The organism is uncultured Bifidobacterium sp., assembly GCF_949292005.1.
Classification (GTDB): Bacteria; Actinomycetota; Actinomycetes; order Actinomycetales; family Bifidobacteriaceae; genus Bifidobacterium.
Genome location: NZ_CASEXV010000029.1, coordinates 1 through 16,338 on the forward strand (window position 1 = coordinate 1; position 16,338 = coordinate 16,338).

The window sequence follows — 16,338 nt, forward strand, 5'->3', positions numbered from 1 at the left end:
GGACCGGCCGCCGCCATCGGGCAGCAAGGGATTAACTTACACGCGCCACGCGCCCCACGCAAACCCACGCCCCCACGGACCCCGCCCGAACCCCGGAAGCACGCGCCCCGCACGGCGTGTCGCGACACACCCACCACACCCCCCACCAAACACACCCACAGCATCTTTGCCTTGCAGAACACTATGCCGCCTTCAACGAAATGTCTTGCGCCATGCGACGACCCTGTCACATCGCTTTGGACTCCTGAAGCAGAAGCCGTCGATGTTCCGCCCGTGGTCATTTCCCGATTCCCTAATGGCGGAGACGTCATCGAAACCGTTGATTGAAGCGATTGAATAACAAAAACCCGAAACCGTTGGAGAACCAACGATCCCGGGATATCTTGCGGATGAGGCGAGATTCGAACTCGCGGAGGATTTCGTCCTCACACGCTTTCGAGGCGTGCTCCTTAGACCGCTCGGACACTCATCCACTGCCACCCACTGGGCAACTCGCTTAGTATACGGAGAATCCACGTGACACGCAAACATGAGCGCGTCGGATCAATCATCAAGTGTTCTGAGCGCTTTGATGGCCTCCGCACGGACTGCCAGAGCGGAATCGTCAGGATATTCCACGTGCTCCAACGTCAATCCCCTAGCAGGAGCCGGTCCCGTGAAACCCTCTCGCAGGGGAACTGCGATTTTCGATGCAAGCCATTGCGGATCACGCACGCCCGACCCCACCGTGATTTCCGCTCCGACGAGGGACCGGACCATGTTGTGGGCGAATGCGTCCGCGCGTATGGTGAATTCGACGAGATCCGTCACCGAGTCACCCATGAACCCGTCCGGAGACCGCCCGATTCGCCTCCACGATGCCTCGAGAACATTCCGTATGGTGGTCCCATGCGGGTTGGGTATGGCGAACGAGCCAAAGTCATGTAGTCCGATCATCGAGCGCGCCGCCTCGTTCATCGCATCAAGATCGAGTCTGCGCCGACATGAGGAGACAAATCCGCGTAGACGCGGATCAACGACGCCGTCTCCATCCACCAGCCGGTACACATAGACCCTGTCAAGTGCGGAGAAGCGCGCATCGAATCCCGCCGGCGCCTCAGACACGCTACGAATCCGTATATCACCTGGAAGCAGATGGTTAAGCCTGCGCGTCATGGCGTCGTCCCATTCCACGTCCCCATGACCGTCAAGCCTTTGCAACAGGAAATCGTCGACATCAAGGTGGCACACCTGGTGCGCAGCATGGACACCGGCGTCGGTGCGTCCCGCGACAACAAGCCTCCCTATCGACGGATGAACGTTCCCCGACGTCCCGTCAGATCCCGGATCACGAAAGGGAGCGCGAAGAATGGTGGACAGCGCCTTCTCCACGGTGCCCTGAACAGTTGCCATCCCCGGTTGACGCGCCCAACCATGGAAACGGGTGCCGTCATACCCAAGATCGATTTTGACCCTCACCCGCACAAGTATATGGATTGCCCCAAACCGACCTGCGAAATCGAGCGTTGTGGCCACCGCCACGGCCACGGTACATCACAAGCGAATGCTGTTTTTGCGACGTTGTTATTTGAGGTGGGTTATTTGGGGGCGTGTTTGTTGCGCAGTATGCAGTCTCGTATGAGAAAGAGCGAGGCCCGTCATTGCGCTTGTCACGCAACGACGGGCCCAACCCGTGCTGACTGTTGATCATCACTTGGACGACTTGGCCGCATCCTCCGCAGCATCCGCGTTTTCTTCGGCCGATGCCTCAGCGGCATCAGCGTCGTCGGCAACCTTGTCAAGGTCGATGGCGGCCTGATCTGCGGCCTTGACGTCGGAGCCGTTCTCGTTGGCTTCGACAGCCTGCTCCACGGCGTCCTTGGCCGCGCCATCAGCGATGGACGCATCCGCGGCGGCCGCGACTTCTGCGGCGTCATCCTTGGCGGCGACCTTCGTTGCGGACTCCGCCTCGGCGACAACTGCCTTCTTATCACTCAACGGCTCTGTAACCAGCTCGATGATGGCCCTCGGAGCTGAATCACCCTTACGTGGAGCGATTTTGACGATTCGAGTGTAGCCACCTTCGCGCTGCTCCATCTGCTCGGCTATCTCAGTGAACAGAGTGTGCACGACGGACTTGTTGCGGATGACCCTCATCACCCGACGACGCGAATGAAGGTCGCCCCTCTTCGCAAACGTCACCAAACGCTCAGCAAGTGGGCGAAGCCTCTTTGCCTTGGGAAGCGTCGTGGTGATGTGCCCGTTCTGGAACAGGCTTGTGGCCATGTTCGCGAGCATAAGCCGCTCGTGCGCGGGACTCGAGGCCAGACGCGGGCCCTTCTTTGGTGTTGGCATGGTATGTGCTCCTTATTGCCCGGTGCTAGGTGGGCAAAAGCCCGAACATCCAGCACCGGGGTTGATTTTGAAGGTCGACGGCCTACTACTCGTCCTCGGGCGAGAAGAAAGTGCCGCCTTCCAGATTGTTGGTGTCGAAGCCCAGAGGCGAGGCCTTAAGCGAAAGCCCCATGGTCTGGAGCTTCTCCTTAACCTCATCGATGGACTTCATTCCGAAGTTGCGGATGTCGAGAAGATCCTGCTCCGTGTGGGAGACAAGCTCCCCGACAGTATGGATTCCCTCACGCTTGAGACAGTTGTAGCTACGCTGCGTGAGATTGAGGTTCTCGATTGGAACCGTCATCTCGGGATCGGCCTGCTCCACAACAGGGGCGGGCCCCACCTCGACTCCCTCGGCCTGAGCGTTCAGCTCTTTGCAAAGCCCGAAAAGCTCGACAAGAGTGGAGCCAGCCGATGCGACTGCATCCCGAGGCGTGATGGCGGGTTTGGTCTCCACGTCAAGAATCAGCTTGTCGAAATCTGTCCGCTGCTCGACGCGTGTGGCCTCGACCTTGTAGCTGACCTTAAGAACAGGAGAGTAAATGGAATCAACCGGAATCCGGCCAATCTCATCATTGTCCTGTTTGTTGAGCTGGGCCGGGACATAGCCACGCCCCCGCTCCACCGTGAACTCAATCTCAAGCTCTCCATCATCGGCCAAAGAGGCGATGTGCAGATCGGGATTGGCCACCGTGACACCCGCCGGAGGCGTGATGTCGGCCGCTGTTACTTCGCCTTTACCTGATTTGCGCAGGTACATGACAACCGGCTCGTCATACTCGCTGGTCAGCACGATTCCCTTGATGTTGAGAAGGATTTCGGTGACGTCCTCCTCGACTCCAGGAATCGTGGTGAATTCATGCAAAGCCCCCGAGATGCGCACCGATGTGACGGCTGCACCCGGAATAGAGCTCAAAAGAGTGCGACGTAGGGAGTTGCCGAGCGTGTATCCAAACCCCGGCTCAAGCGGCTCGAAGATAAAACGCGAGCGTTGCGGGGTGAGAGATTCCTCCGTAAGTGTCGGACGCTGTGCAATAAGCACTGTGATATCCTTTCAGCCTCTAAGCGGTGGTGCACTCACCGTTCGCAGGCACATTGGACGAATTGAGATGACGTAGTGCTCAGACGCGACGGCGCTTGGGAGGACGAACCCCGTTGTGCGCCTGGGGAGTGACATCGGTGATGGATCCGACTTCAAGACCTGCGGATTGAAGCGAACGTATCGCGGTCTCACGACCCGACCCTGGCCCCTTCACAAAGACGTCGACCTTCTTGACGCCATGCTCCATCGCCTTGCGGGCTGCGGACTCGGCCGCCATACCTGCAGCGTAGGGAGTCGACTTGCGGGATCCCTTGAAACCGACATCGCCACCGGATGCCCAGGACACCACCGCGCCCGACGGATCCGTGATGGAGATAATCGTGTTGTTGAATGTGGACTTGATATGCGCCTGCCCAACCGGTACCGACTTGCGGTCCCGGCGACGCGGCTTGCGCGCGGCCTGCTTCGTGGCTGCCATTGACCCTCGTTTCCTGAATATCGACCTGTTAATTTTCGTCCAGACGATGAGATATCACACTCGTGGCCCGGACAAAGCCACCGGATTACTTGGTGACTTTCTTCTTTCCAGCCACTGTGCGCTTCGGTCCCTTGCGGGTGCGCGCATTGGTCTTCGTCCTCTGTCCGCGAACAGGAAGTCCGCGACGATGACGCAAACCCTGATAGCAATTAATCTGAATCTTGCGGCGGATATCAGCATCGATCTCTCGACGCAAATCACCTTCGATTTTGTAATTGGACTCGAGGTAATCACGGAGCGTGATCAGCTGCTCATCCGTCAGATCTTTGACGCGGGTGTCCGGATTAATACCGGTCGCGGCAAGCGTCTCCTTCGCGCGAGTACGTCCAACACCGAAAATGTAGGTGAGGGCTATCTCGATGCGCTTGTCATTGGGGATGTCGACTCCGGCAAGACGTGCCATTGCCATTCCTTTTCTGCCTCGCAGGTCGTGCACCAAGTCTCCCGGATTCCCGGCCCGGGCCTGCGTCCCCGGGGTTCAGCGATCTGCTGTGACTTAGCGCCTTATGTTTTTTGTTGATGCCGCTGGGATCTGCTCAGCCTTGGCGCTGCTTGTGGCGCGGGTTGGTGCAGATCACCATGACACGGCCGTGACGGCGGATCACGCGGCAATTCTCGCAGATCCTCTTCACGCTTGGGCTGACCTTCATGGTTTTCCTTTGCCTTTACTTATACCGGTACGTAATTCGACCGCGGTTGAGGTCGTACGGGCTCATCTCGAGCACCACGCGATCCTGAGGCAGAATGCGGATGTAGTTCTTCCGCATCTTGCCGGAGATGGTGGCGAGAACGATGTGCTTGTTCTCCAGTTCCACGCGAAACATCGCGTTGGGCAGCGCTTCCACTACCTGACCTTCGACTTCGATCACACCGTCTTTTGCCATGGGCCTCATTCCATTCCTTGGCTGAGTTACGTGACGTGCCCAAAGACACACCAAATTACAATGATAAAGCACGCGGATGGTTTTCACCACCCGCGTGTCGCACATGAGAGCAGCAAGACTCCGCTACGTCCGCTACTTCTCCAATTCGGCGATAATCCTCGCCTGGATGTCTTTCACATCGCCGGTACCATCAACGGAGACCAGCTTACCGCGTTCTGAATAAACGGAAAGCAGTGGAGCGGTCTCCTTCTCATATGTCTTAAGACGAGTGGTGATGACCTCGGGCGTGTCGTCCGAACGCCCCTCCGACGCCGCGCGCTTCACCATTCTGTCAAGGAGAACATCACGATCCGCCGACAGCGCCACAGCCTTATCGAGATCGATGCCGAGTTCTCCAAGAATGGCGTCAAGAGCCACTACCTGACTGGCGTTACGCGGATACCCATCAAGGATCCACCCCTGCGCGGCATCCGGCTGCGCGAGACGATCCTTAACAATCGAATTGGTCAATTCATCCGGTACAAGCTCCCCCTTGTCGATGTACGCCTGCGCCTTGACTCCCAACGGGGTGTGGTTCTTCAGGTTGAAACGGAAAATGTCACCGGTCGAAATCGCGGGAATCCCGTAATGGGAACTCAGCAAAGCCGCTTGCGTACCCTTCCCTACACCTTGGGGTCCCATAATCAGAAGTCGCATTGAATCCGCGCGTCCTTTCGTGTCATTGTCCTTCGACGTGTGAGGTGTTCTCGAACAGAAAGCCGTTGTATTGGAACTGCTCGGTCTGCGCTTTGGCCTGACGGAGGGTGTCGAGGCCAACACCGGCGATTATCAGAATCGTGGTTCCACCGAACGGCAACGAGTTGCTCAGCTGAAGCCACATGATCAGCACCGTCGGGATAAGAGCGACGAAAAGAAGGTACACCGCGCCAACAGTGTTGAGCCTGTTCATCACATAGTTCAGATAGCGGCTGGTCGCGTTCCCCGCCCGGACGCCGGGAATGAATCCGCCGTACTCCTTCATATTGTCCGCCGTCTCATCGGGGTTGAACGTGATCGAGGTGTAGAAGAAGCAGAAGAAGACAATCATCAACGCATACAAGGAGATGTACCACACCGATGTCGTCGAGGCCAGATTCGTGTCGATCCACGACACCCAAGTATCTGAGCTGCTCCCGAATTGTGCGATCAACGTGGGTATGGCAAGAATGGAGGACGCGAAAATTGGCGGGATGACACCACTCATGTTGATTTTCAGCGGGAGGTACGTGGACGAGCCGCCATACATTTTCCGGCCAATCATCCGGCGCGTGTATTGAACGGGAATGCGCCTCTGGCACAGTTCGACATAATCGACGAAAATCAGAATCACCAGAAGAACGGACGTGACGATCGCGAACTTCGTCCAGTCGCCGTCGGTGCCGGTCGTCCCCCAGCCAATCTGCCACAGCTTGGGAAGGAAGCCGGAGCATATGGACATGAAAATCAGCACGGACATTCCCTGTCCGATGCCCTTGTCGGTGATAAGCTCGGCCATCCACATGATGAGGCCCGTTCCACCAGTCATGACCAGGACCATGACCACCAGGTTCCATACGGAGCCATCCGGCACAACCTGCGAGCACTGGTAGTTGAACAACGCTCCCGAACGTGCCGTCACAAGAATCGTCGTCGACTGGAGGACGGCAAGGCCGATAGTCAGATATCGCGTGTACTGCGTCAGCTTGGCCTCGCCTGACTGCCCCTCCTTGTGAAGAACCTCAAATCGCGGAATGACAACGCGAAGCAGCTGAATAACGATTGACGCCGTGATGTAGGGCATAACACCCAAAGCGAAGATCGAAAGCTGGAGCATCGCCCCACCCGAGAACAGATTCACCAAACCGATGAAGTTCTCGGACGTTGTGCTTGAACTGCTTATGCACGACTGCACAACGGAATAATCGACGCCTGGCGTCGGAATAAACGATCCAATGCGATAGATGATGATGATGCCGAGAACAAAAAGAATCTTGTTGCGAAGCTCTTTCGTTCTTAAGGCTTGGATTAGCGTCCTCACCTGGGGTTCCTCCCTTGTCCTGCGTCTCTATCGACGCGGATGGACCACTATTACTGCTTCAGCGGCCACGATGCATGAGTCTACCGTACCGCCTCTACCTTGAAGCACACGCACGGCCAGACAGCAATATCGCCATGGATTCGGCCCCTCCCGAAACTCGAAAGGGGCCGAATCCATCACAACTCATTGACCAAGGTTCCGGTCAGGATCAATCCTGAGTCACGGATCCTCCGGCGGCTTCGATTTTGCGAAGTGCCGATGCGGAAGCGGCAACACCCTTGACGGTGAACGCCGCGGTGGCCTCACCGTCACCGAGGACCTTGACGGGACGGCCAGGACGAACCGCGCCCTTGGCCACAAGATCCTCAACTGTGATGACGCCACCGTCCGGGAACAGATCGGACAACGCAGAAACGTTGACGACCTGGAATTCCTTCTTGAACGGGCTGCGGAAACCACGAAGCTTGGGAAGACGCATGTACAGCGGAAGCTGTCCACCTTCGAAGCCAGGACGAACCTGATAGCGCTTCTTCGTTCCCTTGGCTCCACGCCCTGATGTCTTGCCCTTCGAGCCCTCACCACGGCCCACACGAATGCGGTCCTTCTTAGCTCCTGGGGCAGGATGCAGATCATGCATCTGGAGAATTGCTGGCTCCTCGTTCGCCATTGTCAGTCGACCTCCTCTACGGTGACCAGATGACGAACCGTGTTGGCAAGCCCCCGGTTGGCGGGGGTGTCCTCACGGACGACGCTATGGCCAATCTTGTGCAGGCCCAGAGTCTGAACCGTTGCCCTTTGGCGTGGAGTCGAGTTAACGATGCCACGCACAAGTGTGATCTTGAGGTTGGTCATCACTCACCGTCCTTCTTCTCGGCAGCCTTGGCTTCCTCACGAGCCTTGCGGGCCTCGGCGATGCCTTCGGCGCGAGCACGGAGCATCGCGTCCGGAGCGACCTCGTCCAATGCCATTCCACGACGCGCCGCGATCTCCTCCGGCTCCTCGAGCTTGCGAAGAGCATCCACAGTCGCGCGGACGACATTGACCGGAGTCGCCGATCCCATCGACTTTGTCAGAATGTCGGTGATACCTGCGCACTCCATGACGGCGCGCACGGCTCCACCGGCGATAACGCCCGTACCCGGCGCTGCTGGACGAAGGAGAACGGTTCCCGCCGAATCATGTCCAATGACCGGATGGGTGACCGTTCCCTTGACACGGGGAACAGTGAACATATGCTTCTTGGCATCCAGCTGCCCCTTGGCGATCGCAGCGGGGACCTCACGGGACTTCCCGTATCCGACGCCCACGGTGCCATTCCCGTCACCTACGACGACAAGAGCCGCGAAGCTGAAGGTTCGACCGCCCTTGTGTGTCTTGGAGACGCGGTTGATGGTGACAACCCTATCAAGAAGCTCGTCTCCGCGGTTCTCCTCGCGACGTCCACGCTGGCCGCCACGACGCTGGTCTCCACGCTGTCCGCCGCGACGTCCACGACGGTCATCGCCATGTCCCTCGCCGGCTACGACGTTCTTGGTGTCCTCTGCCACTGGGGTTTCCTTCTGGTTGACGTTTTCGCTCACAGTGCCAGACCTCCCTCGCGGGCGCCCTCAGCCACAGCTGCGACGCGGCCATGATAGTTATTGCCTCCACGATCGAAGACAACCGTGGTGATTCCCGCCGCGGTGGCCTTCTGAGCCACAAGCTCGCCGACCTTGCGGGCGGCCTCGACCTTGGTTCCCTGGAATCCCTGGAAATCCGAAGTCAATGTGGAAGCACTCACAAGAGTCACGCCCTTGGTGTCGTCCACAATCTGAGCGACCATGTGACGATTGGAGCGTGTTACCACCAGACGCGGCTTCTCGGCCGTTCCTGCGATGCGCTTACGAAGACGAGCATGGCGACGGAGACGCGCGACCTTCGTACCTTTACCGAAAATCTTGACGCTCATATCACTTACCAGCCTTTCCGGCCTTGCGGCGGATGCGCTCGTCCGTGTACTTGATGCCCTTGCCCTTGTAAGGCTCCGGAGGACGAAGACGCCGAATGTTAGCCGCGACCTGACCAACGACCTGCTTGTCGGTGCCCTTGACAAGAACCTGGTTCGCGTTGGGAAGCTCGAACTCGATTCCTTCAGGTGGGTTCACGGTAATCGTGTGGGAATATCCCAGAGAGAACTCGATGCCCTTGCCCTTGAGCTGGGCACGGTAACCAGTGCCGACGATGTCGAGCGACTTCGTGTATCCCTGATGGACTCCCTGAACCATGCCAGCGATGATGGAGCGGCTCAGTCCGTGGCGTGCACGGGTTGAACGCTCATCATCGGCCGCCGTAAGCACGATTTCCGCGCCCTCGACGGTTCCTGTGATTCCATCGGGAATCACATAGCTGTCGGATCCCTTCGGACCCTTCGCCGAAAACTGCTGTCCCTCGATGGAGACCTCCACCCCCGCCGGAACGGCGACGGGGAGTTTGCCAATATGCGATGCCATGTTTAGCTCTCCCCTCTCACCACACGTAGGCGACGATCTCGCCGCCGATGCCCCGGTCGAGGCATTCCTTCTGAGTCAGCAATCCCGAACTTGTCGAGATAATCGCCACTCCCAGTCCTCCAAGAGGCATGGGCAGGGCGTCGGACTTCGCGTAGCGCCGAAGTCCGGGCTTGGAGATGCGCTTGATTCCCTGAATCGAACGCTCACCGTTGGGACCATACTTCAGCGTCAGCTCAAGCGTCTGTCCCACTCTGGCCTCTTTGGCGTCAAAGTCCTTGATGTAGCCTTCGCGCTTAAGGATCTCCGCGATGTGAGCCTTGAACTTCGAGTACGGCATCTCTACCGTCTCGTGCTTCGCCGCGCTGGCATTGCGCAGACGAGTAAGCATGTCTGCGATTGGATCTGTCATTGTCATGTGGGCTAACGCCCTTTCTCGCCGTGGTTTCCGGTGCCCGGCACATTGTAGGAATCTACCAGGCACGGACCTTCAGCGTCGATGTTTACCAACTGGACTTCGTAACTCCGGGCAACTCGCCACGGTGCGCCTTCTCTCGAAGGCAGATTCGGCACAGGCCGAACTTGCGATAGACGGAGTGCGGACGACCGCAAACCTGGCAGCGCGTGTAGGCACGCGACTGGAACTTCGGCTTGGAGGCCGCTTTGTTCTTCAGAGCGGTTTTTGCCATATCAGTTCTCCTTGAAAGGGAATCCAAGGTGACGCAGAAGAGCCTGCGCCTCCTTATCGTCCTTGGTGCTGGTCACCACGGTGATGTCCATACCGCGCTGGTGATCGATGGAGTCGGGATCGATCTCATGGAACATCGACTGCTCCGTGAGTCCGAAATTGTAATTCCCTTGGCCGTCGAACTGGTTCCCGTTGATTCCGCGGAAGTCGCGGATACGTGGAAGAGCCAACGTAAGAAGCCTGTCAAGGAACTCCCACATCCTGTCTCCGCGGAGGGTCACATAGGCACCGATGGCCTGGCCCTCACGAAGATGGAACTGGGCGACGGACTTCTTCGCCTTGGTCACCTTGGGCTTCTGCCCGGTTATAAGAGTCAGATCCCTGATCGCGCCCTCGATGAGCTTGGAGTCGCGTGCGGCGGCACCAACACCCATTGACACGACGACCTTCTGAACACGAGCAACCTGCATGGGGTTGGAATAATGGAATTCCTTCTCAAGCTCCGGGATGATCCGATCACGGTAATCCTGCTTGAGACGGGGGATCGCCGGCGCCTCGACTGTTGTATCGGTCATGCCAGCTCCTTTCCGGACTTCTTGGCGACTCGCACACGCACGGTTTTCACCCTGCCGTCGCGGGCCTCCTGCTTCACGACCACACCCACGCGGGTGGGCTGCTTGGTCTCAGGATCGATGAGCATGACGTTCGAACGATGAATCGGGGCCTCGGTGGGAACGATGCCAGCCTGCTGTCCCTGCTGGGTCGCCTTCACATGCCTCTTAACGATCTGCACACCCTCGACGATGAGCTTGTCGCCTGCGAGAACGCGGGTGACAGTGCCCTCTTTGCCACGATCCTTGCCACGGATGACCCTGACTTGATCGCCTGTTTTGATCTTGGCTACCATGTCAGATCACCTCCGGTGCGAGCGACACGATCTTCATGAAACGCTTGTCGCGAAGTTCACGACCGACAGGCCCGAAGATACGAGTGCCTTTGGGCTCGTGACCTGAACCGAGAATAACCGCAGCGTTCTCATCGAACTTAATGTAGGAACCGTCGACACGACGGTGCTCCTTGACTGTGCGGACGACAACCGCCTTGACGACATCGCCCTTCTTAACCGACCCGCCGGGTATGGCGTCCTTAACGGAGGCGACGATCACGTCGCCGATGCCGGCATAGCGTCGCTTCGACCCACCGAGCACGCGGATGGCAAGAATCTCCTTGGCACCCGTGTTGTCGGCGACGTGAAGCCGCGTTTCCTGCTGAATCATTGATTCTCCTTAGCCGAGCCGGTTCTCCACGTCCACCACAAGGGTGGGACGCGGAGCCTTGCCGAACCTTATTACTTGGCGCGCTCGACGATGTTATCGAGACGCCAACGCTTCGTTTTGCTCAAAGGCCGAGTTTCCATGATACTCACGAGATCGCCGACATGCGCGGCGTTCTTCTCATCATGAACCTTGACCTTACGAGTGCTGCGAACAACCTTGCCGTACAGAGGGTGGGTCGAACGCTGCTCGAGCTCGACGGTCACCGTCTTATCCATCGCATCGGACACGACGTAACCGCGACGCACCTTGCGGAAATTACGCTCCTGCTGATCAACCATGGTCACTTCTCCTTGGATGCTGTTTCGGTGGCTTCGGGCTCTTTGCTGATCCCAAGCTCACGCTCACGCAGGACTGTGTACATGCGGGCGATGTCGTGACGAACCGCCTTAAGACGAGCCGAATTCTCCAGTTGGCCTGTAGCGGACTGAAAACGGAGGTTGAACATCTCCTCCTTGGACTTCTTAAGAAAGTCCTCGATCTCGGCGGTCGTCTTGCCGTTGAGATTCTTGATGCTGTAGTCAGCTGTTCCAACCGACATCAGATGTCACCGCCTTCTCGCGCAATGATCCTGCACTTCATGGGGAGCTTGTCGATGGCACGACGGAGCGCCTCATGGGCGACATCCTCCGACACTCCACCGATCTCGAACATCACACGACCAGGATGGACGTTGGCGATCCAGAACTCGGGAGCGCCCTTGCCGGATCCCATTCGCGCTCCGAGAGCGTGCTTGGTCAACGGCCTGTCCGGGAAGATCGTGATCCACACACGACCGCCACGCTTGATGTAACGCGTCATGGCGATACGTGCCGCCTCGATCTGGCGGTTGGTGATGTACGCGGGGGCCAGCGCCTGAATCCCGAAATCGCCGAAGGCGATCTCGTTCCCGCCCTTGGACATGCCACGGCGGGTGGGACGCTGCTGTTTACGATACTTCGTCCTCTTAGGGATAAGCATTGCTCACTCCTTCGTTTCCGCGACGGCGGCACGGTCTGACTGGGCCGCGGCGTCGGACTTCGGCTGAGATTGCTGGGACTCGGGACGCTGACCACGACGGGGGCGACGGTCACCGCGGCGACCGGATCGTCCAGCGCCCTGCTGAGCCTGCTGCTCCTCGAACTCCTGCTCGGTCATATCGCCCTTGTAGATCCAGACCTTGACGCCGATGCGCCCGTAGGTCGTCTTGGCCTCAAAGAACCCATAATCGATCAGCGCGCGCAGCGTCTGCAGCGGAACGCGCCCCTCACGGTAGAACTCGGAACGGCTCATCTCCGCGCCGCCAAGACGGCCGGCGAGCTTGATCCTGATTCCCTTCGCACCCGCGCGCATGGCATCCTGCTGGGCCTTGCGCATGGCACGACGGAAGGTCACGCGGTTCGTCAGCTGCTCCGCGATGCCCTGGGCGACAAGCTGGGCATCAATCGCAGCGTTCTTCACCTCGAAGATGTTGAGCTGAACCTGCTTGCCCGTCAACTTCTCGAGCTTCGCGCGAACACGCTCGGCCTCCGCGCCACGGCGTCCGATCACGATGCCCGGGCGGGCTGTGTGGATGTCGATCCGCACACGGTCGCGCGTGCGCTCGATCACGATGCGTGAGACTCCGGCCCGCTCAAGATCCTTGCTCAGAACCTTACGGATCTTGTCATCCTCAAGCACGAAATCACGGTAACGCTCGCCGGCCTTGTTGGAATCGGAGAACCACTTGGAACGATGGCTTTCGGTGATGCCCAGGCGGTAGCCAAAGGGATTGATCTTCTGACCCATCTTTAGCGGGCTCCTTCCTTGCTGGCGACGACGACGGTGATGTGGCTGGTCCGCTTGTTGATGCGAGCCGCACGCCCCTGCGCCCTGGCGCGGAAACGCTTGAGGGTCACACCCTCGTCGACATACGTTTCCTTAATGAACAGCTCGTTCTCGCGGAACGGCTCACCATCCTTGTCGGCCTTCACGCGCGCGTTGGCGACAGCGCTCTCGAGGACCTTGCGAACGGGCAGCGCCGCGGCCTGAGGAGCGAACTTCAGGACGGTGATTGCCTCCGTCGCCTTCTTGCCGCGGATGAGGTCGACCATGCGACGAGCCTTGCGCGGCGTCACGCGGACGTGACGAGCGATTGCTTTAGCTTCCATGTGTCATGTCTCCTTAGCGGCGTACCTTCTTGTCGTCCTTCACGTGACCTTTGAAGGTCTTCGTGGGGGCGAACTCACCAAGCTTATGACCGACCATCGCCTCCGTGACGAAAACCGGAACATGCTTGCGGCCATCATGCACCGCGAACGTGTGTCCGATGAAATCGGGGGTGATCATCGACCGGCGCGACCACGTCTTGATGACGTTCTTCGTGCCCTTCTCATTCTGCTCGTCGACTTTCTTCTGCAGGTGGGCGTCGACGAAGGGGCCCTTCTTGATGCTACGAGTCATCTTATGGACGCTCCCTTACTTGCGGTTCTTACCATTGGGACGACGACGAACGATCATCTTGTTCGAGGCCTTCTTCGGACGACGAGTGCGGACCTCGCCCTTGCCCCACGGAGACACTGGCGGCTTGCCACCGCGGGTGCGTCCACCATGAGGATGGTCGACGGGGTTCATGGACTCACCACGCGTGATCGGACGCTTGCCGATCCACCGTGCTCGTCCGGCTTTGCCCAGCTCCACGTTGGCATGGTCGGAATTTCCAACCTCACCAATCGTGGCGCGGCAACGCGCATCGACATTGCGAATTTCGCCGGACGGCATGCGCAACTGGGCGTAGATTCCATCCTTGGCGACAAGCTGCACCGCAGCGCCTGCGGAACGCGCTATCTTGGCGCCGCCCAGAGGACGAAGCTCGATGGCGTGAATCACGGTGCCGGTGGGGATATTACGCAAAGGCAGGTTGTTGCCCGGCTTGATGTCGGCCTGGGCACCCGTCTCAATAACGTCGCCCTGCTTGATTCCCTCCGGAGCGATGATGTACCGCTTCTCGCCGTCGGCGTAGTGGAGAAGAGCGATGCGGGCCGACCGATTGGGGTCGTACTCGATGTGGGCGACCTTCGCGGGAACGCCGTCCTTATCCCACCGCTTGAAATCGATAAGACGGTACTGGCGCTTGTGTCCACCACCGCGGTGACGGGATGTCATGCGGCCGTAGGAGTTGCGCCCACCCGTCTTGCTGAGCTTGCGAACCAGCGACTTCTCGGGAGTGGAACGCGTGATCTCGGAGAAGTCCGAGACCGATGCGTTGCGACGACCTGCCGTCGTCGGCTTGTAAACGCGGATAGCCATAATGTAGTTCTTCCTTCGACTTTCTCGGCTAACCTTCAGTTACCGAAGATGTCAATCGTCTGTCCCTCGGCGACGGTCACGATCGCGCGCTTCTGATTCACGCGGCGGCCGAATCCCGTCTTGGTGCGCTGACGCTTGCCGGCGCGGTTGAGGGTGTTGACGTTTGTCACCTTGACATTGAAGATCTCTTCGACTGCCTGCTTGATCTGGACCTTGTTCGCTTCAGGCGCCACCACAAAGGTGTACTGTCCACGATCCGAGGCCGCATAGCTCTTTTCCGAGACAACAGGCTTGAGGATGACATCGTGAGCTGGGTTATGGATTGCGACCATAATCAGGCCTCCTTCACGGTCGGCTCGGCCTTCGCCGCGACGAAGGCGTCAAAACCCTCACGCGAGAAGACAACATACTGAGCGGTGACCACATCGTAGGTGTTGAGCTGGTCGGCGAACAGGACATGGACCGTGGGGATATTGCGCACGGAGAGCCACTCATTGATGTTGTCGCGAGACAACACGACTGTGGTGAAGCTGTTCGAGGTCAGCGGATTGAGAACGGAGACCGCCACCTTGGTGGACGGCGTCTCTCCGATGCCGAAGTCCACGACGGAGACCCTGCCCGCATTGGCCCTGTCCGAGAGGAGGTACCGCAACGCGGCAGCCTTCATCTTCTTGGGCGTGCGCTGCTCATAGGAACGGGGAACCGGTCCATGTGCGATGGCTCCGTGCGCCCACTGGGGAGCGCGAATCGAACCTTGACGGGCACGACCCGTGCCCTTCTGCTTCCAAGGCTTGCGTCCACCACCGGACACCGTCGAACGCGTCTTCACCGAATGGGTGCCCTGGCGCGCGGCCGCGAGCTGAGCGATGACCACCTGATGAATCAGCGGAACATGTGCCTGAATATCCTCGGCCGAAACACCGAAGATGGCTTCAGGAGCCTCAACCGTGCCCAGGGACTTGCCCTCGGCTCCGCTCACGTTCAGAGTAATGTTGGCCATGATGTTCAGGCTCCCTTCACTGCCGAACGAATGAGAACGATTCCACCTTTGGGCCCGGGGACAGCGCCCTTGACCGCGATGATTCCGTTCTCGACGTCCGAGGAGACGACGGTGAGATTCAAAGCGCTCGTGGTGTCATGGCCCATACGGCCCGCCATATGCTTGCCCTTAAGAATTCGGCTTGGCGTGGCGCATGCTCCGACGGATCCGGGACGACGCTCGTTCTTGTGCGATCCATGTGTGCGGCGATAGGACTTGAAACCCCAGCGCTTGATCGTGCCAGCGAAACCCTTGCCCTTGCTAGTCCCTGTGACATCCACCTGGACACCCTCCGCGAATTGCTCGGCGGTGAGTTCCTGGCCGGGCTCGTAGGAGTCGGCGTCCTCGGTGCGGACCTCAACGAGGTGGCGCCTCGGCGTGACTCCGGCCTTCGCGAAATGCCCGGCCAACGGCCGGGTCACCTTGGTGGGGTCAATCTGGCCATAGCCGAGCTGAACTGCCTTATAGCCGTCCTTCTCGCCATCCTTGACCATCGTGACCACGTTGGTGGAGACGTCGAGAAGCGTGACGGGAACGAAGTAACCCTTCTCGTCCCACACCTGCGACATACCAAGCTTCCTGCCGAGCAGGGCGCTACGGTTGCTTTTCTGCGACATTGCGATCCCTCCTC

General features: G+C 58.9%; 29 protein-coding genes and 1 tRNA gene. All 30 read right to left on the reverse strand.

Features of this window, described 5'->3' with window-relative positions:
• Window positions 1-386: 386 nt before the first annotated feature.
• Window positions 387-472 (reverse strand) — tRNA-Ser (locus Q1X90_RS01885).
• Window positions 473-543: 71 nt separating this feature from the next.
• Window positions 544-1,470: a tRNA pseudouridine(38-40) synthase TruA gene (truA, locus tag Q1X90_RS01890; RefSeq protein WP_300766044.1), complete on the reverse strand. Its 927-nt coding sequence runs from the start codon at window positions 1,468-1,470 to the stop codon at window positions 544-546.
• 219 nt (window positions 1,471-1,689) lie between these two features.
• Window positions 1,690-2,334: a 50S ribosomal protein L17 gene (rplQ, locus tag Q1X90_RS01895; protein WP_300765969.1), complete on the reverse strand. Its 645-nt coding sequence runs from the start codon at window positions 2,332-2,334 to the stop codon at window positions 1,690-1,692.
• An 85-nt stretch (window positions 2,335-2,419) separates the two neighbouring features.
• Window positions 2,420-3,415, reverse strand: coding sequence for a DNA-directed RNA polymerase subunit alpha (locus Q1X90_RS01900; RefSeq protein WP_300765970.1), 996 nt, complete (start codon window positions 3,413-3,415; stop codon window positions 2,420-2,422).
• A gap of 79 nt (window positions 3,416-3,494) precedes the next feature.
• A complete protein-coding gene (gene rpsK, locus Q1X90_RS01905) occupies window positions 3,495-3,893 on the reverse strand; it encodes a 30S ribosomal protein S11 (RefSeq protein ID WP_022860898.1) in 399 nt (132 codons plus the stop codon).
• Between the two features lie 85 nt (window positions 3,894-3,978).
• The gene (gene rpsM, locus Q1X90_RS01910) at window positions 3,979-4,356 is read right to left on the reverse strand and encodes a 30S ribosomal protein S13 (RefSeq protein WP_300765971.1); all 378 of its coding nucleotides are present in this window, start codon (window positions 4,354-4,356) and stop codon (window positions 3,979-3,981) included.
• A 133-nt stretch (window positions 4,357-4,489) separates the two neighbouring features.
• Window positions 4,490-4,603, reverse strand: a complete 114-nt coding sequence (rpmJ, locus tag Q1X90_RS01915) for a 50S ribosomal protein L36 (protein ID WP_003814578.1) — start codon at window positions 4,601-4,603, stop codon at window positions 4,490-4,492.
• Window positions 4,604-4,618: 15 nt separating this feature from the next.
• The gene (infA, locus tag Q1X90_RS01920) at window positions 4,619-4,837 is read right to left on the reverse strand and encodes a translation initiation factor IF-1 (RefSeq protein ID WP_003808114.1); all 219 of its coding nucleotides are present in this window, start codon (window positions 4,835-4,837) and stop codon (window positions 4,619-4,621) included.
• A gap of 132 nt (window positions 4,838-4,969) precedes the next feature.
• Window positions 4,970-5,533 (reverse strand): adenylate kinase, encoded by a 564-nt coding sequence (locus Q1X90_RS01925; RefSeq protein ID WP_300765972.1) that lies wholly within the window; start codon window positions 5,531-5,533, stop codon window positions 4,970-4,972.
• A 22-nt stretch (window positions 5,534-5,555) separates the two neighbouring features.
• Complete coding sequence (gene secY / locus Q1X90_RS01930; RefSeq protein WP_300765973.1) at window positions 5,556-6,893, reverse strand: preprotein translocase subunit SecY; 1,338 nt, start codon at window positions 6,891-6,893, stop codon at window positions 5,556-5,558.
• A gap of 208 nt (window positions 6,894-7,101) precedes the next feature.
• Window positions 7,102-7,560: a 50S ribosomal protein L15 gene (gene rplO / locus Q1X90_RS01935; RefSeq protein WP_300765974.1), complete on the reverse strand. Its 459-nt coding sequence runs from the start codon at window positions 7,558-7,560 to the stop codon at window positions 7,102-7,104.
• A 2-nt stretch (window positions 7,561-7,562) separates the two neighbouring features.
• A complete protein-coding gene (rpmD, locus tag Q1X90_RS01940) occupies window positions 7,563-7,745 on the reverse strand; it encodes a 50S ribosomal protein L30 (RefSeq protein WP_300766046.1) in 183 nt (60 codons plus the stop codon).
• Window positions 7,745-8,473, reverse strand: a complete 729-nt coding sequence (gene rpsE / locus Q1X90_RS01945; RefSeq protein WP_300765975.1) for a 30S ribosomal protein S5 — start codon at window positions 8,471-8,473, stop codon at window positions 7,745-7,747. The genes rpmD and rpsE overlap by 1 nt, the downstream gene beginning before the upstream one ends.
• Window positions 8,470-8,841 carry a 50S ribosomal protein L18 gene (gene rplR, locus Q1X90_RS01950; protein WP_300765976.1) on the reverse strand — a complete coding sequence of 124 codons (372 nt, stop codon included), beginning with the start codon at window positions 8,839-8,841 and terminating at the stop codon, window positions 8,470-8,472. Before rplR ends, rpsE begins: the two co-directional genes overlap by 4 nt.
• A gap of 1 nt (window position 8,842) precedes the next feature.
• Complete coding sequence (gene rplF / locus Q1X90_RS01955; RefSeq protein ID WP_300765977.1) at window positions 8,843-9,382, reverse strand: 50S ribosomal protein L6; 540 nt, start codon at window positions 9,380-9,382, stop codon at window positions 8,843-8,845.
• Between the two features lie 16 nt (window positions 9,383-9,398).
• Entirely contained in the window at window positions 9,399-9,797 is a 399-nt protein-coding gene (rpsH, locus tag Q1X90_RS01960; RefSeq protein WP_300765978.1) for a 30S ribosomal protein S8, read from the reverse strand.
• An 85-nt stretch (window positions 9,798-9,882) separates the two neighbouring features.
• A complete protein-coding gene (locus Q1X90_RS01965; protein ID WP_022860888.1) occupies window positions 9,883-10,068 on the reverse strand; it encodes a type Z 30S ribosomal protein S14 in 186 nt (61 codons plus the stop codon).
• Window position 10,069: 1 nt separating this feature from the next.
• A complete protein-coding gene (gene rplE / locus Q1X90_RS01970; protein WP_300765979.1) occupies window positions 10,070-10,642 on the reverse strand; it encodes a 50S ribosomal protein L5 in 573 nt (190 codons plus the stop codon).
• Complete coding sequence (gene rplX / locus Q1X90_RS01975; RefSeq protein WP_300765980.1) at window positions 10,639-10,974, reverse strand: 50S ribosomal protein L24; 336 nt, start codon at window positions 10,972-10,974, stop codon at window positions 10,639-10,641. The genes rplE and rplX overlap by 4 nt, the downstream gene beginning before the upstream one ends.
• A 1-nt stretch (window position 10,975) precedes the next feature.
• Window positions 10,976-11,344 (reverse strand): 50S ribosomal protein L14, encoded by a 369-nt coding sequence (gene rplN, locus Q1X90_RS01980; protein WP_300765981.1) that lies wholly within the window; start codon window positions 11,342-11,344, stop codon window positions 10,976-10,978.
• 71 nt (window positions 11,345-11,415) lie between these two features.
• Complete coding sequence (gene rpsQ, locus Q1X90_RS01985; protein WP_300765982.1) at window positions 11,416-11,682, reverse strand: 30S ribosomal protein S17; 267 nt, start codon at window positions 11,680-11,682, stop codon at window positions 11,416-11,418.
• Window positions 11,683-11,684: 2 nt separating this feature from the next.
• Entirely contained in the window at window positions 11,685-11,942 is a 258-nt protein-coding gene (rpmC, locus tag Q1X90_RS01990; RefSeq protein ID WP_300765983.1) for a 50S ribosomal protein L29, read from the reverse strand.
• Window positions 11,942-12,361 carry a 50S ribosomal protein L16 gene (gene rplP, locus Q1X90_RS01995; RefSeq protein ID WP_300765984.1) on the reverse strand — a complete coding sequence of 140 codons (420 nt, stop codon included), beginning with the start codon at window positions 12,359-12,361 and terminating at the stop codon, window positions 11,942-11,944. Before rplP ends, rpmC begins: the two co-directional genes overlap by 1 nt.
• A 3-nt stretch (window positions 12,362-12,364) precedes the next feature.
• On the reverse strand, window positions 12,365-13,168 hold the full coding sequence (gene rpsC / locus Q1X90_RS02000) for a 30S ribosomal protein S3 (RefSeq protein WP_300765985.1): 804 nt from the start codon (window positions 13,166-13,168) through the stop codon (window positions 12,365-12,367).
• A gap of 2 nt (window positions 13,169-13,170) precedes the next feature.
• Entirely contained in the window at window positions 13,171-13,530 is a 360-nt protein-coding gene (gene rplV, locus Q1X90_RS02005; protein ID WP_300765986.1) for a 50S ribosomal protein L22, read from the reverse strand.
• Window positions 13,531-13,543: 13 nt separating this feature from the next.
• Window positions 13,544-13,822, reverse strand: a complete 279-nt coding sequence (gene rpsS, locus Q1X90_RS02010; protein ID WP_022860879.1) for a 30S ribosomal protein S19 — start codon at window positions 13,820-13,822, stop codon at window positions 13,544-13,546.
• A 15-nt stretch (window positions 13,823-13,837) separates the two neighbouring features.
• Window positions 13,838-14,668: a 50S ribosomal protein L2 gene (gene rplB, locus Q1X90_RS02015; RefSeq protein WP_300765987.1), complete on the reverse strand. Its 831-nt coding sequence runs from the start codon at window positions 14,666-14,668 to the stop codon at window positions 13,838-13,840.
• Window positions 14,669-14,703: 35 nt separating this feature from the next.
• Window positions 14,704-15,000 (reverse strand): 50S ribosomal protein L23, encoded by a 297-nt coding sequence (gene rplW, locus Q1X90_RS02020; protein ID WP_300765988.1) that lies wholly within the window; start codon window positions 14,998-15,000, stop codon window positions 14,704-14,706.
• A 2-nt stretch (window positions 15,001-15,002) separates the two neighbouring features.
• Window positions 15,003-15,668, reverse strand: a complete 666-nt coding sequence (rplD, locus tag Q1X90_RS02025) for a 50S ribosomal protein L4 (RefSeq protein WP_300765989.1) — start codon at window positions 15,666-15,668, stop codon at window positions 15,003-15,005.
• Window positions 15,669-15,673: 5 nt separating this feature from the next.
• A complete protein-coding gene (rplC, locus tag Q1X90_RS02030; protein ID WP_300765990.1) occupies window positions 15,674-16,324 on the reverse strand; it encodes a 50S ribosomal protein L3 in 651 nt (216 codons plus the stop codon).
• Between the last annotated feature and the right edge of the window lie 14 nt (window positions 16,325-16,338).

Coding starts and splice junctions, on each gene's coding strand:
- rpsQ (WP_300765982.1), bottom strand. CDS start 11,682: ATGGTTGATCAGCAGGAGCGTAATTTCCGCAAGGTGCGTCGCGGTTAC.
- rpsH (WP_300765978.1), bottom strand. CDS start 9,797: ATGACAATGACAGATCCAATCGCAGACATGCTTACTCGTCTGCGCAAT.
- rpsC (WP_300765985.1), bottom strand. CDS start 13,168: ATGGGTCAGAAGATCAATCCCTTTGGCTACCGCCTGGGCATCACCGAA.
- rpmC (WP_300765983.1), bottom strand. CDS start 11,942: ATGTCGGTTGGAACAGCTGACTACAGCATCAAGAATCTCAACGGCAAG.
- rplX (WP_300765980.1), bottom strand. CDS start 10,974: ATGGTAGCCAAGATCAAAACAGGCGATCAAGTCAGGGTCATCCGTGGC.
- rpsS (WP_022860879.1), bottom strand. CDS start 13,822: ATGACTCGTAGCATCAAGAAGGGCCCCTTCGTCGACGCCCACCTGCAG.
- rplR (WP_300765976.1), bottom strand. CDS start 8,841: ATGAGCGTCAAGATTTTCGGTAAAGGTACGAAGGTCGCGCGTCTCCGT.
- rplD (WP_300765989.1), bottom strand. CDS start 15,668: ATGGCCAACATTACTCTGAACGTGAGCGGAGCCGAGGGCAAGTCCCTG.
- rplF (WP_300765977.1), bottom strand. CDS start 9,382: ATGGCATCGCATATTGGCAAACTCCCCGTCGCCGTTCCGGCGGGGGTG.
- rplN (WP_300765981.1), bottom strand. CDS start 11,344: ATGATTCAGCAGGAAACGCGGCTTCACGTCGCCGACAACACGGGTGCC.
- Q1X90_RS01925 (WP_300765972.1), bottom strand. CDS start 5,533: ATGCGACTTCTGATTATGGGACCCCAAGGTGTAGGGAAGGGTACGCAA.
- rpmJ (WP_003814578.1), bottom strand. CDS start 4,603: ATGAAGGTCAGCCCAAGCGTGAAGAGGATCTGCGAGAATTGCCGCGTG.
- rplW (WP_300765988.1), bottom strand. CDS start 15,000: ATGGTCGCAATCCATAACCCAGCTCACGATGTCATCCTCAAGCCTGTT.
- infA (WP_003808114.1), bottom strand. CDS start 4,837: ATGGCAAAAGACGGTGTGATCGAAGTCGAAGGTCAGGTAGTGGAAGCG.
- rplP (WP_300765984.1), bottom strand. CDS start 12,361: ATGCTTATCCCTAAGAGGACGAAGTATCGTAAACAGCAGCGTCCCACC.
- rpsK (WP_022860898.1), bottom strand. CDS start 3,893: ATGGCAGCCACGAAGCAGGCCGCGCGCAAGCCGCGTCGCCGGGACCGC.
- Q1X90_RS01965 (WP_022860888.1), bottom strand. CDS start 10,068: ATGGCAAAAACCGCTCTGAAGAACAAAGCGGCCTCCAAGCCGAAGTTC.
- rpmD (WP_300766046.1), bottom strand. CDS start 7,745: ATGACCAACCTCAAGATCACACTTGTGCGTGGCATCGTTAACTCGACT.
- rplE (WP_300765979.1), bottom strand. CDS start 10,642: ATGACCGATACAACAGTCGAGGCGCCGGCGATCCCCCGTCTCAAGCAG.
- rplQ (WP_300765969.1), bottom strand. CDS start 2,334: ATGCCAACACCAAAGAAGGGCCCGCGTCTGGCCTCGAGTCCCGCGCAC.
- rplB (WP_300765987.1), bottom strand. CDS start 14,668: ATGGCTATCCGCGTTTACAAGCCGACGACGGCAGGTCGTCGCAACGCA.
- rplV (WP_300765986.1), bottom strand. CDS start 13,530: ATGGAAGCTAAAGCAATCGCTCGTCACGTCCGCGTGACGCCGCGCAAG.
- rplC (WP_300765990.1), bottom strand. CDS start 16,324: ATGTCGCAGAAAAGCAACCGTAGCGCCCTGCTCGGCAGGAAGCTTGGT.
- rplO (WP_300765974.1), bottom strand. CDS start 7,560: ATGGCGAACGAGGAGCCAGCAATTCTCCAGATGCATGATCTGCATCCT.
- rpsM (WP_300765971.1), bottom strand. CDS start 4,356: ATGGCACGTCTTGCCGGAGTCGACATCCCCAATGACAAGCGCATCGAG.